At 59.4% G+C, this 15,418-nt stretch carries 12 protein-coding genes; 3 read left to right on the top strand and 9 right to left on the bottom strand.

What is annotated here, in order from left to right; genetic code table 11:
- Positions 1-19 precede the first annotated feature (19 nt).
- Complete coding sequence (gene murD / locus PEL8287_RS13740; RefSeq protein WP_085893005.1) at positions 20-1,417, top strand: UDP-N-acetylmuramoyl-L-alanine--D-glutamate ligase; 1,398 nt, start codon at positions 20-22, stop codon at positions 1,415-1,417.
- Between the two features lie 389 nt (positions 1,418-1,806).
- On the opposite strand, the gene PEL8287_RS13735 is transcribed toward murD, so the two are convergent.
- From PEL8287_RS13735 to bcoG, 7 genes are all read right to left on the bottom strand, one after another.
- Positions 1,807-2,592, bottom strand: coding sequence for a carnitinyl-CoA dehydratase (locus tag PEL8287_RS13735; RefSeq protein WP_085893004.1), 786 nt, complete (start codon positions 2,590-2,592; stop codon positions 1,807-1,809).
- Positions 2,589-4,631: an acetate--CoA ligase family protein gene (locus PEL8287_RS13730; protein WP_085893165.1), complete on the bottom strand. Its 2,043-nt coding sequence runs from the start codon at positions 4,629-4,631 to the stop codon at positions 2,589-2,591. Before PEL8287_RS13730 ends, PEL8287_RS13735 begins: the two co-directional genes overlap by 4 nt.
- 246 nt (positions 4,632-4,877) lie before the next feature.
- A complete protein-coding gene (locus PEL8287_RS13725) occupies positions 4,878-6,038 on the bottom strand; it encodes an acyl-CoA dehydrogenase family protein (RefSeq protein WP_085893003.1) in 1,161 nt (386 codons plus the stop codon).
- A gap of 1 nt (position 6,039) precedes the next feature.
- Positions 6,040-7,449 carry a carnitine 3-dehydrogenase gene (locus PEL8287_RS13720; RefSeq protein ID WP_085893002.1) on the bottom strand — a complete coding sequence of 470 codons (1,410 nt, stop codon included), beginning with the start codon at positions 7,447-7,449 and terminating at the stop codon, positions 6,040-6,042.
- Between the two features lie 14 nt (positions 7,450-7,463).
- Positions 7,464-7,982, bottom strand: a complete 519-nt coding sequence (locus PEL8287_RS13715; RefSeq protein WP_085893001.1) for a lipocalin family protein — start codon at positions 7,980-7,982, stop codon at positions 7,464-7,466.
- Entirely contained in the window at positions 7,979-8,746 is a 768-nt protein-coding gene (locus PEL8287_RS13710) for an SDR family oxidoreductase (RefSeq protein WP_085893000.1), read from the bottom strand. Before PEL8287_RS13710 ends, PEL8287_RS13715 begins: the two co-directional genes overlap by 4 nt.
- Positions 8,743-9,657: a 3-dehydrocarnitine:acetyl-CoA trimethylamine transferase BcoG gene (gene bcoG / locus PEL8287_RS13705; RefSeq protein ID WP_085892999.1), complete on the bottom strand. Its 915-nt coding sequence runs from the start codon at positions 9,655-9,657 to the stop codon at positions 8,743-8,745. Before bcoG ends, PEL8287_RS13710 begins: the two co-directional genes overlap by 4 nt.
- A gap of 78 nt (positions 9,658-9,735) precedes the next feature.
- Here bcoG and PEL8287_RS13700 point away from each other — a divergent pair, with 78 nt between their 5' ends.
- On the top strand, positions 9,736-10,686 hold the full coding sequence (locus PEL8287_RS13700; protein WP_085892998.1) for a GlxA family transcriptional regulator: 951 nt from the start codon (positions 9,736-9,738) through the stop codon (positions 10,684-10,686).
- 7 nt (positions 10,687-10,693) lie between these two features.
- Here the strand turns inward: PEL8287_RS13700 and PEL8287_RS13695 are convergent, their stop codons facing one another.
- Positions 10,694-11,983 (bottom strand): hypothetical protein, encoded by a 1,290-nt coding sequence (locus tag PEL8287_RS13695; RefSeq protein ID WP_085893164.1) that lies wholly within the window; start codon positions 11,981-11,983, stop codon positions 10,694-10,696.
- A 162-nt stretch (positions 11,984-12,145) separates the two neighbouring features.
- Here PEL8287_RS13695 and PEL8287_RS13690 point away from each other — a divergent pair, with 162 nt between their 5' ends.
- A complete protein-coding gene (locus PEL8287_RS13690; protein WP_235862305.1) occupies positions 12,146-12,787 on the top strand; it encodes a transglycosylase SLT domain-containing protein in 642 nt (213 codons plus the stop codon).
- Positions 12,788-12,799: 12 nt separating this feature from the next.
- On the opposite strand, the gene pepN is transcribed toward PEL8287_RS13690, so the two are convergent.
- Complete coding sequence (gene pepN / locus PEL8287_RS13685; protein WP_085892996.1) at positions 12,800-15,352, bottom strand: aminopeptidase N; 2,553 nt, start codon at positions 15,350-15,352, stop codon at positions 12,800-12,802.
- Between the last annotated feature and the right edge of the window lie 66 nt (positions 15,353-15,418).

Raw genomic sequence — 15,418 nt, 5'->3', positions numbered from 1 at the left:
AGAAAAAAAGGGCTTTGGCATGATTCCGGTTTTGGGTTTTGAAGGCGAACGGGTGGCGGTGCTGGGGTTGGGTCGCTCAGGCCTGAGTGCGGCGCGGGCGTTGCGTGCCGGTGGCGCGCACCCGGTCTGCTGGGATGATAATCCTGCTGCCCGCGAAAGGGCGCACTCTGAAGGTTTTGAAATCAAAGATATTTCCCGAGATGGCGCTTTTGCAGATATAGCCAGCCTTATTGTCAGCCCGGGCATCCCGCATCTTTATCCTGAACCCAACAAGGTGGTGGCCCTGGCCCTTGAGGCCGGTGTACCAGTGGATAATGATATCGGGCTGTTTTTTCGCTCTTTCGCAACTTCGGAATGGCAGGAATTGGATGTCACGCCAAAGGTGATTGCGGTCACAGGAAGTAACGGAAAATCAACCACTTCCGCGTTGATCCATCACGTGTTGTCCGAGGCAGGCAAACCCGTGCAATTGGCGGGTAACATCGGGCGGGGTGTTCTGGATATCGACCCACCCGAAAGCGGCGGTGTAGTGGTGCTGGAACTGAGCAGTTATCAGACCGACCTTGCGCGGGCTCTGACCCCGGATGTTGCTGTTTTTACTAATCTTTCACCGGATCATCTGGACCGGCATGCAGGGCTTGGTGGGTATTTCGCTGCCAAGCGCAGGCTGTTTGCTGAAGGTGGGCCAGATCGTGCAATCATCGGTGTGGACGAAAAAGAAGGACAGTTTCTGGCGGGGCAAATGAGTGAGGGGGCCAGTGATGACAGGGTGATCCGTGTGTCGGTAGAGCGTAAGCTTTCCGGGCCCGGCTGGTCGGTTTTTGCACGTAAGGGATTCCTTTCTGAATACCGCAAGGGGCGGCAGGCGGGATCGATTGATATGAGGAATATCAAAGGCTTGCCGGGGTCGCATAACCACCAGAATGCCTGTGCAGCCTACGCGGCTTGTCGCACTTTGGGGCTGGCGCCCAAAGTGATCGAAAAGGGCTTTGCCAGTTTTGGGGGCCTGCCACACCGCAGTCAGCTCATAGCAGAGGCAAATGGTGTTACCTTTATCAACGACAGCAAGGCGACAAATGTTGACAGCGCCCTTAAGGCACTGGAAGCGTTCAGGAAAATCCGCTGGATTTGCGGTGGGCTGGAGAAGGAAGGCGGGATTGCTGGCCTGAAGCCCGGCCTGCAACATGTCCTCAAAGCCTATGTGATCGGGCGGGAAGCGGCTAATTTTGCCATGCAGTTACACGGGGTTGAGGCGCAGGTGTGCACAACAATGGCCAACGCTGTAGCCCAGGCCATGGCCGAGGCCGGAGAGGGGGAATGCGTGCTGCTGGCCCCGGCAGCAGCCAGTTTTGACCAATACGACAGCTTTGAAAAACGCGGCGAAGATTTCATCCGCGAAGTCGAAAAGCGGCTTTAGGGTTAGGTACTAAACGTAGGTTTCAGAACGTCTTCTTGCCGAAAATCCAAGGCCGAAATTAGAACATCGTTTGCTGTCGTAAAGAGCGGACCTTCGCAAAAGAGTCAACGAGTTCCGGTTCGGGCCGGAAGCGCCGGGTGGACTAAATTGCCCTGCAAAACCTGAGAAACAGCTTTTGGCGGGGCGCGTTAACACGAACGGCGGTAAAGACCCCGCGCACTTCCCCTCAGTCGGGCAGGGGATGCTGACCAGGCTTGCCATCCCTTTCTGCGCGATGGCCTTTGTCCAGATGAAATTCAGGCTTCAAGATTGTTCTGAATTTCAAAGCCCAGCCCGGCATCAGGACCGGTCAGCCAATGCGGGACTACGTCAAGAACGCCCCTCTGCGTCTATTTTCCCTTCCAGACCGGATCGCGTTTTTCGGCAAAGGCCCGCGCGCCTTCCATCTGATCCTCTGAGGAATACAGTACATCAACCGATTGATACTGCCGCCGGGTGATCTTGTTCATCGTATCCTGAAAGGTAGCGCCTTCGGCATCGCGGACAATTTCCTTGATCGCGGCGTAAACCAGCGGCGGGCCAGACGCCAGATGATCGGCCAGCGCCCGCGCTTCGGCCATAAGCTGATCGCCGGGATGCAGACGGTTGACCATGCCCCAGCGGGCCGCCTCTTCGGCATCAATCCAGCGCCCGGTCAGTAGCATTTCCATGGCGATATGATAGGGGATACGCTTTGGCAGTTTGACCGATGCCGCATCCGCCACCGTGCCTGAACGGATTTCCGGCAGGGCAAAACTGGCATGATCAGCAGCCAGAATAATATCCGCTGACAGGGCCCACTCCAGCCCGCCACCACAACAGATACCGTTGACGGCGGCAATGATGGGTTTGTTCATCGCGCGCATTTCCTGAATGCCGCCAAACCCACCGACACCGTAATCGCCATCCACCGCGTCGCCATCGGCGGCAGCTTTCAGATCCCAGCCCGGGCAGAAGAATTTCTCGCCCGCGCCGGTGATGATCGCCACCCGCAATTCGGGATCATCGCGGAAATCGCGAAAGACCTCGCCCATGATCCGGCTGGTCTTGAGATCAATCGCATTGGCCTTGGGCCGGTCCAGGGTGACTTCCAGCACCGCGCCGCGTCGTTCGGTTCTGATGGGGTTGTCTGTCATGACGTCTCTCCAATCCTTATCAGCGCATCTGCGGCAATCGCCCCTTGGGGCCCGCAGATGAGCGGGTTTATCTCAATTTCTTGCAGCACGGCCGCATGGGCTGTGACATAACTCTGCACTGCCATTACAGCCCCTATAACAGACGCGCGGTCAGCCTCCGGTTTGCCACGATAGCCGCGCAGGATGGGGGCGATGCGCAACCTGTCCAATGCCTTTGATACATCCTCTGCGGTTACGGGCAGCAAAAGTGATGTACTGTCTTGCAAAATTTCGGTCAGTACCCCGCCGGCTGCAAGGGTCAGAACAAACCCATGTGCGGGGTCGCAAACCACACCGACCAGCAACTCGGCCACGCCGCCGCCAATCATCTGTTCGACCAGAAATCCGGGGCTTTGCATGGCCCTTGCAGCGTCGCGTACCTCGGTGGCATTCTGTAGCCCAAGCGCCACAAGCCCGGCCTCGGATTTGTGCGCGACGCCCTGGCCTTTGATTACCACGGGAAAGCCGATGCGTTCCGCCGCCTTTACCGCGTCATCGGCGCTGACAACACTTTCTGCGGCGGGCACAACCACGCCAAACCCGGCCAGTGCCTGTTTTGCGGCAGCTTCGGATATCACCTGTGTTTTGCCGTTGCTGCTAGGTAGCAGCAGGGGGGCTGCGTTGGGCCGGGATTGCCCCAGCCAGGCGGCGCGTTCAATCGCTGTCAGCGCATCGCTTATTCCCAGCATCGGGATCAGCCCGGCGTCAATCGCACGCAAGGCGATCGCTTCGGGCAGGGCTTCGGGCAGGGTGGCCAGCAATGCCAGCGGTTTGCCCGCACGCTGCTGCGCTTTTGCGCCCGCAGTAATCACGCATTCCCATGCGGCGATACTGCAACGGTCCTCGCGCGGGAAATCCACCACGATACAGCCCATGGCCACATCGCCCTGCAGGATCGCGGCAAAGGTGTCGGTCATTGCGGGCACGTTATCCCAGATAAACGTATGGTAATCCAAGGGGTTGGCCAACGCTACCATCGGGCCAAGTGCAGCGCGCAACCCCTCCCGCTGGCGCGTGTCCAGCTTTGGAAATTCCAAATCACGCCCGACAGCACTGTCTGCCATCAGGCTGGCCTCACCTCCGGAACAGGACATCGACACGATACGGTTTGACGGCAAAGGCCCGGCGAAATGCAACAGTTTCAGCAGTTCCAGCATTTCGGGCAGGCTGTCCACCTGTGCCACACCCAGCCTGGACAACAAGGCCTTCGCCCCGGCATCACTGCCCGCCAGAGATGCCGTATGTGACACGGCTGCTGCCTGCGCCTGTTCCGACCGGCCCGCCTTGAGTGCCACCAGTGGTTTGCCCTGACGCCGTGCCATGTCGGCCAATGCCTCGAAGGCGGGCAGATCGCCGACGCCTTCGATATGCATTCCAAGCGCAGTCACCCGGTCATCCGCCAGCACGGCCTGTCCGATTTTTGCCAACCCCACTTGCGCCTGATTGCCGGCTGTCATGACATAGGCCAGTGGCAACCCGCGCGCCTGCATGCTCAGATTGATCGCCATGTTCGAGCTTTGGGTGATCAGCGCCACACCGCTGCCGCTTCGCACCCCGCCATGCTGATCAGGCCAGAGCAGTGCCCCGTCCAGATAATTGATAAAGCCATAGCAATTGGGGCCGATGATGGGCATATCTCCCGCCGCCGCCAGCAACGCGTCCTGAAGGCTGTCGCCATCGCCGGTTTCTGCCTGTGCCTCGCGAAAGCCCGAGGCGAAACACACCGCACCACCTGCGCCCATTGCGCGCAAAATTCGAACGGTTTCGATCGTCACCTTGCGATTCACGCCGACAAACACCGCATCCGGCGCGCCTGGCAGGGCTTCGAGCGACGCAAATGTCGCGATTCCCCCCAATTCTGTCTTGCTGGGGTGCACCGGCCAGACCGGCCCGCCGAACCCCATCTTGCGGCACTGCTCGATGACCGACGCGCACCAGACACCCCCGCCCACGACGGCAATCGACCGGGGCCTGATAAGACGGGAAAGATCACGCGTCATCCGCAGGCTCTGGTGTCTGCCGGGCTGTCGGATGCCTTCGGCGAGGATATTTTTGGCAAGAAGAAACAAGGTTCTGTTAACCAGATCGTGTCAAGTTGGTATTGCGGTACAGGCGGGGACGCCGATGGCCGTGCAAGGAGAAAAGGGTTGCCCTTTTTCCAGGGGGGGCCGGGTTGGGCTCCCCCGTTTCTTCTTGCTGCAAATATCCCCGCCGGAGGCACTAATCTTTTAGGCGCGTTCATGGTCTCATGCCCCCAAGGGCCTTAGCAGTTCACGACTGATGATGTGGCGTTGAATTTCCGATGTACCGTCCCAGATACGTTCGACCCGGGCATCTCGCCAGAAGCGCTCGATGGGGAAGTCATCCATCAGCCCCATACCTCCGTAAATCTGCAATGTGGCGTCCGTAACGCGCGCCAGCATTTCGCTGGCATAGACCTTGGCCGAGGCAATTTCGCGATTTGCAGGCAGGCCCTGATCCAGCCGCCAGGCGGCATTCAGCGTCAGCAGATCAGCCGCGTCGATTTCGGTAATCATATCGGCGATCTGGAAACTGACCCCCTGAAACTTGCCAATCTGCTGACCGAACTGCTTGCGCTCGGCGGCATAGTTCAGCGCCATGTCGAAACAGCGCCGGGCGCGGCCCACGCTCATGGTGGCGACGGTGATGCGGGTGGCGTAAAGCCATTCATTCATCACAGCAAAACCGCCATCGACCTCGCCCAGCACCTGGGCGTCCGGCAGGCGGCAATCGTCAAACTCCAGAATGCAGTTCTTGTAGCCCCGGTGACTGACCGACTTATAGCCTTCGCGAATGGTGAAGCCGGGCGTTCCGCGATCCACCAGAAAGGTGGTGATACGTTTCTTGGGGCCACGCGGGGTATCGTCCTCGCCCGTAGCTACGAAAACAATAATGAAATCAGCGTGATCCGCACCGCTGATAAAGTGCTTTGTGCCATTCAGAACCCAATCGCCGCCCTCGCGCCGGGCAGAGCACGCCATGCCGCGCACGTCCGATCCGGCGCCCGGTTCGGTCATCGCCAGCGCATCCATCCGCTCTCCACGCACAGCGGGCAGCAAATAACGTTCGCGCTGTTCGGCGTTGCAGGCCATCAGGATGTTCTGCGGGCGGCCGAAGAAATGGTTGAGGGCCATAGATCCGCGCCCCAGCTCCCGCTCGACCAGTGCGAATTCCAGATGATTCAGGCCCGCGCCGCCCACCTCTTCCGGGAAATTGCAGGCATAAAATCCCAGATCAATTGTCTTTTGCTTGATCCGTTCTGCGACGTCGGCGGGCACCTTGCCGGTTCGCTCTACCTCGGCCTCATGGGGGTAAATCTCGTTTTCGACAAAGCTGCGCACAGTCGAGACGATCATGTCCTGTTCGTCGGTCAGTCCGAAATGCATCTCAATTCTCCTTGTGAAGGGCTGCCAGCGCTTCAACCCGCGCCAGAACCTCCGGCAGCGGATCGCAGGACCTGCGCGACTCTAGATTCACGTGCAGCATGAACTGGTCCGATGTGGCCAGAATCTCGCCATCTGCTTCGCGCTTCATTTCGTGATAGCAGCGCAGCTTCTTGCCTTCGCCCTGGGTGACTAGGCTTTCAACCACAACCTTTTCACCGGCATGGGCCTCGGACAGGAATTTGATGTTTGTCTCGGCGGTGAAATAGCTGTTGCCGGCGGCGATATAGGCGTCATCGGCGCCGACGTGGGTCATGATCGCGTCGGCTGCATCACTGAACAACTGCCCATAGCGGCCTTCGTTCATATGGCCGTTGTAATCGGTCCAGTCGATCGGGATCACCCGCCGCGCGCTGATGATCGGGGGGCCGTCCTTCAGCACAGGCCGCAGGCCCGCCTGATGTTCGTTGATCAGCCGTCCGGCCGCATTGTCCTGTTGCCGCAACGCCCGCATCATCGCGATCAGGTTGCCATCGCGCTTGCGCTCCAGTTCGCGGATGCTCAGATGCCCCGATTGTGCGTCTGACTGATCGGCGATCATCTGCGCCAGTTCATCTGTCAGTTCCGGCACATCCATCAGCTTGGTCCAGGGCCACTGCAGGCAGGGGCCGAACTGATCAATGAAATGTTTCATGCCCGCCTCGCCCCCGGCCACGCGGTAGGTTTCAAACAGGCCCATCTGCGCCCATCGGATGCCAAAACCATAGCGGATCGCATTGTCGATTTCCTCGGTCGTGGCGATACCGTCCTTGATCAGCCATAGCGCCTCGCGCCACACCGCTTCAAGGAACCGGTCAGCGATATGCGCGTCGATTTCCTTTTTAACATGCAGCGGATAAAGACCCAGACTGGTCAGCGTCTCCTTTGCCCCGTTAATCAGCTCACTTGGGTTCCTGTCGGTTGTTACCAGTTCGATCAGCGGCAGCAGATAGACCGGGTTAAAAGGGTGCGTTACCACAATCTGATCAGGCCGCGTGGCACAGCCTTGAAGCTCCGAGGGCTTGAAGCCCGAGGTTGACGAGCCGATCACGGCATTCGCATCACAGTGTTCCTGCAATGTCTGATAGACCTTGCGCTTCAGCTCCAGCCGCTCAGGCACGCTTTCCTGGATCCATTCTGCTCCTGCCACGGCCTCGGACATGGTGGGGTGGAAACTCAGCTTACCCTCGTCGGGCAGGGCAAAATCATACAGCATCGGCAGGGCATTGCGGGCATTATCCAACACCTCGCCAATCTTGCGGGTGGCTTCCGGGTCGGGGTCAAACACCCGTACGTCCCAGCCATTGAGCAAAAACCGTGCGGCCCATCCGCCGCCAATCACGCCGCCACCGATAATTGCTGCTGTTCCAGCCATTCCAGTCACTCCCTTTAGCGCAGGATCATTGCGCCGATGTCATATCCGTTGAAGTCCAGTATTTCGCGTGCGGCCTTTATACGGTCAGCACCACCTTTAGCGGTGCGGTCCAGCACCCAGCCGTACCGGCCATCGGGGGCCCCGATCGCTGCAGTGCGGTAACCTTCGTCGACCCAGACCACCCACAGCTCGCGTTCAGCTTCACTGTGCGGGCCGCTGATTGTCCACCGGTTCGGGCCCAAAGATTTGGCGCGCCAGATTTCGCCCACATCTTCGCAATCGCCAGTGTCTTCGCAGCTGCGTGTCACCAGTTCAAATGCAGGCGTGCCCTGCCATTCCGGTAAAAAGGCAACCTGTTGCAAGGCGTCATCGCCTGGGTAATACCCGCGCACCTGCCAGTCGCCCGCCAGCCGTTTGTCATCATCGCGGGTCGTGATGCTGAGCGGTGAGTCGTCGCGATAGCCGGGGGCAGGGGGCTTGGCAGTGCAAGCCGTCAGAGCTGCCACGACAATCAGCGCACACCAGGCTTTCATGGCACCAGCGTTTCCGTGTGCCCGTCGACCGCCAGAATCTGACCCGAGATTTTGCTGGCGGCGGATGAGGAAAGAAAAAGCGCCATATCGGCAAGATCGTCTGTGTTCACCCATGTGCGCAGGCTGACACCTTTGACATATTGCTGGCGCAGATCTTCCACAGGTCGGCCCGAGGCTGCCGATTCATTGGCCAGCACACGTTCCATCCGGTCGCCCTCGACTGCACCGGGGGCAATGGCATTGACGCGCACGCCCACTGGTCCCAGTTCCATGGCCAGTGTTTTGGTCAGACCTACCAACCCCCATTTCGCGGCGGCATAGGGCGATCTCAGCGGATAGCCAAACAGACCTGCGGTTGAGGTCGTCAGCAGGATCAGGCCCGACCCTTGCCTGCGCATCATCCGCGCCGCCCTACGGCAGGTCAGAAACGTGCCATTCAGGTTGACGTTGATGCAGGCAGCCCAGGCGTCGTACTCCAGATCCTCGATCCGTCCCGCAGGACCGCCGGTACCGGCATTGGCGCAGACCACATCAACCCCGCCCCATTCGGTTTCGACCCTGTCAAAAAACGCAGCCATCTGCGCCTCGTTGGTTACATCCGCCTGGCGGGCGATAAACTCCGGATGCTCTGACTGAACGCGGGCCACGGCATCGCCGTCAGCATCGCAAATCGCCACCCGGTCGCCGCGTTCGGCAAACCGGCGCGCCAACCCCAGCCCGATGCCACTGGCCCCGGCGGTGATCAGGACCCGCTGGGTTGTCATCCTTTTGGCGCCCGCTTGGTCAGGCCCAGTTTCTTGCGCACTTCTTCGGGGCCGATGACCCGCGCGCCCATACGCTCGATAATCTCACCCGCGCGCTCAACCAGCTGCCAGTTTTCCGCCAAAACACCACGATCCAGCATCAGGTTGTCTTCCAGTCCAACACGCACATTGCCCCCCGCCAATACGCTGGCGGCAACATAGGCCATCTGATCGCGCCCCAGCGAAAACGCTGACCAGTTCCAGTTGTCAGGCACGTTATTGACCATCGCCATGAAGGTATTCAGGTCATTCGGCGCACCCCATGGCACGCCCATGCACAGCTGCACCAGTGCATCCGCCTCCAGCACGCCATCGGCCACCAGTTGTTTTGCGTACCAAAGATGGCCAGTGTCAAATGCCTCGATCTCGGGTTTGACACCCAGTTCGGTCATCATCCGGCCCATCGCGGTCAGCATGCCGGGGGTGTTGGTCATGACATAATCGGCTTCGGCAAAGTTCATCGTGCCGCAATCGAGTGTGCAAATCTCGGGCAGGCACTCGGCCACATGGGCCACCCGCTCGGTTGCACCCGCCATGTCGGTGCCCAGTTCGTTCACCGGCAGCGGGTTTTCAACATCGCCAAACACCATGTCACCGCCCATGCCTGCGGTCAGGTTCAGCACCACGTCAACTTCGGCATCGCGGATGCGGTCGGTGACTTCGCGAAACATCTTCGGGTCACGTGACGGTGCGCCGGTTTCGGGATCGCGCACATGGCAATGCACCACTGCGGCCCCGGCCCTGGCGGCGGCTATCGCACTTTCCGCAATCTGCTGGGGGGAACGCGGCACATGCGGGCTGCGATCCTGGGTCGCGCCCGAGCCGGTTACGGCGCAGGTGATAAAAACCTCACGGTTCATGGTCAGTGGCATCTGAGTCTCCCAGTTTTGCGTTGGGTTCAGCCTATCGCTCTGGTGCTCTCGATAAATTTGCCGTATCAGACAAAAATCATGCCTGAATGGACAAAACATCATTCTGCTCCGGTCAGCATTGGTTTTCTGATCTTCGATCAGTTTTCAAACCTGTGCCTGGCCAACTGTCTGGAGCCATTGCGCGCCGCCAACACCCAAACGTTGAAGCGAGCATTCGACTGGCAGATTCTGACATCCGATGGCGCTCCCGTTCTGTCGTCAAGCGGAATGCAGGTGGTTCCGCATGCACCTTTGGCGGCACTGAAACCCTGCGACTATCTCTTTATCACGGCCAGCTATGACCATGACCGTCACGACACGCGCGCGACCCGCCAGGCGTTGCAGCGGGCCTCTCGACGGGCACAGGTCACTGTGGGGTTGGATGCCGGGCCCTGGCTCATGGCGTCTGCAGGGCTGTTGAACGGAAGGCGTGCCACAGTACACTGGGATCTGCTGGATGGATTTACCGAAGCGTTTCTGGGGGTTGAGGCCGAACAGGCGCGGGTTGTGCGCGACGGTCCGATGATGACCTGCGCCGGGGCGATGTCGGCGCTGGACCTGACAATGGGCCTGATCAATGACCATCTGGGAATGTCAGCGCGGCTGGATGTCGAGGCCCTTTTTATCCACGGCGATCCACCTGTCGGATCGAACCGCGATCAAAAGGCCGTCAGCGATCCGCTGGTCAGCCGTGCGCTGGCGCTGATGCGGAACAATCTGGAATATCCGCTGTCGCAGACCATTCTGGCGCGACACCTGTCGTGTCAGCCGCGCACGCTTGACCGCAGGTTCCGGGCCGCATTGGGTGCGCCACCGGGCACAGTCTACCGCCACCTGCGCCTGGCTTCGGCCCGCAAGATGCTGGAAGGCACCAATCTTAGCATTGCCGAGATCGGGTTGCGTTGCGGGTACGATTCCCCGGCGGCAATGACCCGTGCCATGAGGAGGCAATACGGTGCCACACCGTCTGAGTTGCGTCGAAGTGGCTAAGCCGGGGCTAGCGACCGGGGATACGGTTCATGCCGTCCGTTGAAAACACCAGGGATGCGCCCCCTGCGATATCGTCGGCAAAACGTTCTGCAATCGTCTGAAGGGCGATCTCGCGCCCCTTCGCAACCAGCGCCTGGCGGCGGGGCAGTGGCGCGGTCAGCCCCGGGGTAAGCAACGCCTGCGCCCAGATCAGCGGATGCAGTTCCTGCAGGTGATCGGTAATAATCCAGTCGACACAACGATACAGCCTCGCGCGTTTTTCTTCGGCCCTGGCGGGAAGTTTATCTTTGTCTGCGGGCGGGGCCATCGTAATGGCACAAAAAGCGGCCAGTTGATTGACCACATGCTGATCTCGTCTGCAACTCAGAATATCGCGCAGACCGGCAATGAATAAATCGCTGTCCAGAAGAACCAGTGCTTTCGCGTCAAGCGCCAGTGCGTCAATGTACATCCAAGCGTACGCCCCGGCCCCCCAGACGTCTGCAGTAAGCGCGGCAATGCGGCGTGCCTGAACCTCAAGTTGCTCATGGCTGCCAAACCTGTCCGGCAGAAGGCTACGGCCATAGGACCGCATATGGCGGGGGCAGTCCGGGTCCAGCTCGATCAGTTGCGTGTAGGCTTCTGTCACGCTTGTTTCCTGAACTGGCTGCGCTTCGGTCAGGGCGCAAAGAGCTGCAGCCAAAGAGGGTGAATCCAGATCGACCGGATCGAACGGCGCCAGCAAATCGGCTGCGCGCCTGATATTCGCGCGATAGCGCAGTTCACGTTCTTGCTGGGTTTTTCCGGCAGCCAGATTGCGCCAGATCCACCCGATATCGATATAGGTCATCGCCACGATCATCGCGCAGACGGCATTGCCGGGGTGTTCGGTCAGCACCGCCTCCAGCGCCTCGATGCCTTCGGGGTCCGGGGTTGATCCGTCACAAAGGGCATCTTCGGCGGCGGCCACGATATCGCCGCGTGCTCCGGTAGCCAGCAACAGTGCGGCATTGTCACCTCCGGACGTGGCCAGTCTGGCATCATCGGCATATTCAATCATATCCGACAACTCCTGCCACATTTCTTGCCGCGCCATCTTTTGCCCCCTGTCGCGGTGTCGGGTGCGCGCCATTTCTTCGTCCGTGACCGGCAGGCACGGCAGGATGATATGTTGTGCCAGTTCACTGACATCATGCCGGCGCGCGGCCTGGGGGAGGCCGAAACGCAGCAACTGTGCGCGGTCTGCAAATTTGTTCTTCGCCAATCTTGATTTGATGGCGTCAACAAAATTCAGGCCTGACTTAACGGCAATCGACATCGGGTCTCCAATAAACTGTACTTCTATTATAGATTGTATTTTTGGCCAAAAGAGGGCGCTGCCGAAAACGGCGGGAAAATTCTCAACATTTAAGGGGCCGTTGATTTGGCCCGCGAAAACAGCGATCATGTTTAAATGTTCCGGGTAGCTGCCTGTTTTGTAATGATTCTTTTCCCCCTCTTTGCGGTTGCGCAAGGGGTTCAGCCGGGATTTGTCGGCGATAATCCGCCCGTTCGCGACGGCAATATCCCGCGCACCAGATGGGAGCATCGCGCCGAGGCCCTGCTTTGGACCCGCAGCACCCTTTCCGCGCTCAGGGCTCATGGCGCCCCGCTTGTGCAACTGGTGCCGGGTGATATTGCGAATTGGTGCCCGGCCTATCCGCAGGCCGATGCCGACAGGCGGCGGGCGTTCTGGGTGGGATTCTTGTCCGCTCTTGCCAAGCATGAAAGCACGTATCGCCCCGATGCTGTGGGGGGTGGTGGCAAATGGTTTGGCCTGTTGCAGATCAAACCGTCGACGGCACGTGGATATAAATGTCGGGCCGGCAGCGGCGCGGCACTGAAAAACGGGCCCGACAACCTGTCGTGTGCGGTACGGATCATGGCCGTGACAGTCCCGCGTGACGGGGTGGTGTCCAGGGGCATGGGCGGGGTCGCCGCAGACTGGGGCCCTTTGCACAACCGGTCCAAGCGCAACGACATGATGGCCTGGACCCGCGCCCAGAGCTATTGCAAGCCGATCGAGTCGGTTCGCCCGCAGCAACGTCCTGCAGGCCTTTCAGAAACCCAAGACCGCAACTGATCATGCGGGGGGTCAGGCCCCCCGGATACGGCTGACCATCTCGGTGGTGTCGCGACTCAGGTTGGGTGTGGCCAGAATCCGGTCAAGCTGCGCCTTGATCAGGGCTTGGCGGCCGGAGTCATACCGTTTCCATGTTTCAAAGGCGGAACACATGCGCGCGGTGGTCTGCGGGTTGAGCGGATCAAGCTTGATCAGCCAGTCGGCCAGCACTTTGTATCCTTCGCCACGGGCATGATGGAACCCGGCTGCCGAGCCTGAAAGTGCCCCCAGGGTCGCCCGGAATCTGTTTGGGTTTTTCATCGTAAAGTCAGTATGTTTAGTGAGCTTCTTAACGGTATTTGCGGCCTCTTCTGGCTCGGCGTGCAGGATCTGCAGCATGAACCACTTATCAATCACCAGGCGGTCATGCTGCCATTGCCGGTAAAATGCCTGCGTCGCCGCATCCCCGGTTTTCGCCTGTAAAAGGCACGACCAGGCAGCCAGTTGCTGGGTCATGTTATCGGCAGTGTCGTATTGCTTTTGGGCCTGCGATCCGCCGTCCAGCCGGGTTATCAGCCCAAGGGCGGCATTGGCCAGCGCCCGCGCGCCTGCTTGCCTGGCGTCGGGGGAATAGGCTTCGTTGACCTGGAACTGGGCATATAAACGGGGGGCCAGATCCTGCATCGCTTGTGCGCGGGCCTGTCGCAGTGTCTCCAGTGCGTCCCAGATGGCTTGCGGATCAGGCGTGTGGCCCAGATCAAACAGCGCCTGCGCCAGATCGTCCTGTGACGGCAGGCCAAGCGCCAGCGCCCGAAAAGCCGGATCAAGATCGTCATCTCTTGCCATGGTCTGCACAGCGTCCAGATAGGCCCCGTCAGGGGCGGCCCCGTCGCGCACCATCGCAATCAGCCCGTCGCGGGCCAAAGCATTGCCGGCTTCCCACTTGTTGAAAGGGTCGGTGTCATGCGCGAGCAGAAAAGCGCGTTCCGTGTTTGCCGTCTTGCGTTCCAGAATGACAGGAGCGGAAAAGCCACGTAAAATGGAGGGTATAGGGCGTGTACTTAAACCATCGAATGAAAAGCTTTGCTTGCCTTCCGTCATTTCAAGAACGGTCGACTCGCGCACTTCATCACCATTGGGGCCAAGCAGGCCTACTGTGATCGGAATCACCCTGGGGTTTTTCACATCCTGCCCAGGTGTCGGTGGTGTTTTTTGTTCAAAATTAAGGGTATATGTTCCGTCCTTGAAGTCATCGCTTACCGTCAGGCGCGGGGTTCCTGCCTCTTCATACCAGCACTTGAACTGCGTCAGGTCGCGCCCGGTGGCATCCTGAAACACATTTAACCAATCCTCGATCGTGGCGGCATCGCCATCGTGGCGCTCGAAATACAGATCCAGCGCTTTGTAATAGGCCTCATCCCCCACCAGCGTCTTGAGCATACCAATCAGTTCGGCGCCTTTTTCATAAACCGTGGCGGTGTAGAAATTGTTGATCTCGACAAAACTGTCGGGGCGCACGGGATGCGCCAACGGTCCGTTATCCTCGCGGAACTGTCGCGCACGCAGGGCGATCACATCGCTGATCCGTTTGACCGGCGCACTGCGCATGTCGCTGGTGAACTGGCTGTCGCGATACACCGTCAACCCCTCTTTCAGGCAAAGCTGAAACCAGTCGCGACAGGTGATGCGGTTGCCGGTCCAGTTATGAAAATACTCATGGGCGATGATCGCTTCAATCCGTTCAAAATTGGCATCGGTGCTGGTTTCAGCGCTGGCCAGAACGGCCGAGGAGTTGAAGATGTTCAGCCCCTTGTTTTCCATCGCGCCCATGTTGAAATCATCCACCGCGACGATGTTGAATATATCCAGATCATATTCGCGTCCGTATACATCCTCGTCCCATTTCATCGACTTCTTCAGCGCTTCCATGCCAAAGGCGCATTTGCCTTCGTCGCCCGGGCGAACCCAGATGTTCAGTTCTACTTCGCGGCCCGAACGGGTGGTAAAGCGGTCTGGGTGATTGACCAGATCGCCCGCGACAAGCGCAAACAGATAGGCGGGCTTGGGCCAGGGATCTTGCCACTCGGCAAAACCATCACCATCGGCTACCGGGTTGCCATTGGACAGCATGACATTTTCATCGCCTTCGATGCGTACGGTAAAGACCGACATCACATCGGGGCGGTCAGGGTAGTAGGTGATCTTGCGAAACCCTTCGGCTTCGCATTGGGTGCAATACATGCCGTTCGACATGTAAAGCCCTTCCAGCGCCGTGTTGGCGGCCGGATCAATTTCAACCTCGGCCTCAAAGATAAACGGTGCGTCAGGAACGGTGCAGGTCAGCCCGCGATCGGTCAGTTGTGGCGACACGTCGGCCCCGTCGATTTTGGCCCAGTGCAGCTTCAGATCTTCGCCATGCAGGAAAAATACCCGGTCCGTCACCTTGGGATTGGGGCGAAATGCGATGCGACTGGTGACCCGGGTGGCCCCCGGGGACAGGGCAAAGGTCAAATGGACATTGTCCACCAGATAGCCAAAGGGTGTGTAGTCTTTAAGATAGATCGTCTGGGGGGCGGCATCGCGCATGGGGGCCTCACTGGTTGGATCAGCGTGACGTTAGAAACTTCATCAGGGGGCCGCAAGTCGCAAGGG

It is taken from the genome of Roseovarius litorisediminis (assembly GCF_900172295.1).
GTDB lineage: Bacteria > Pseudomonadota > Alphaproteobacteria > Rhodobacterales > Rhodobacteraceae > Roseovarius > Roseovarius litorisediminis.
Note: the sequence above shows the minus strand (reverse complement) of the source record. Positions and strands in the feature narration are given on the sequence as shown.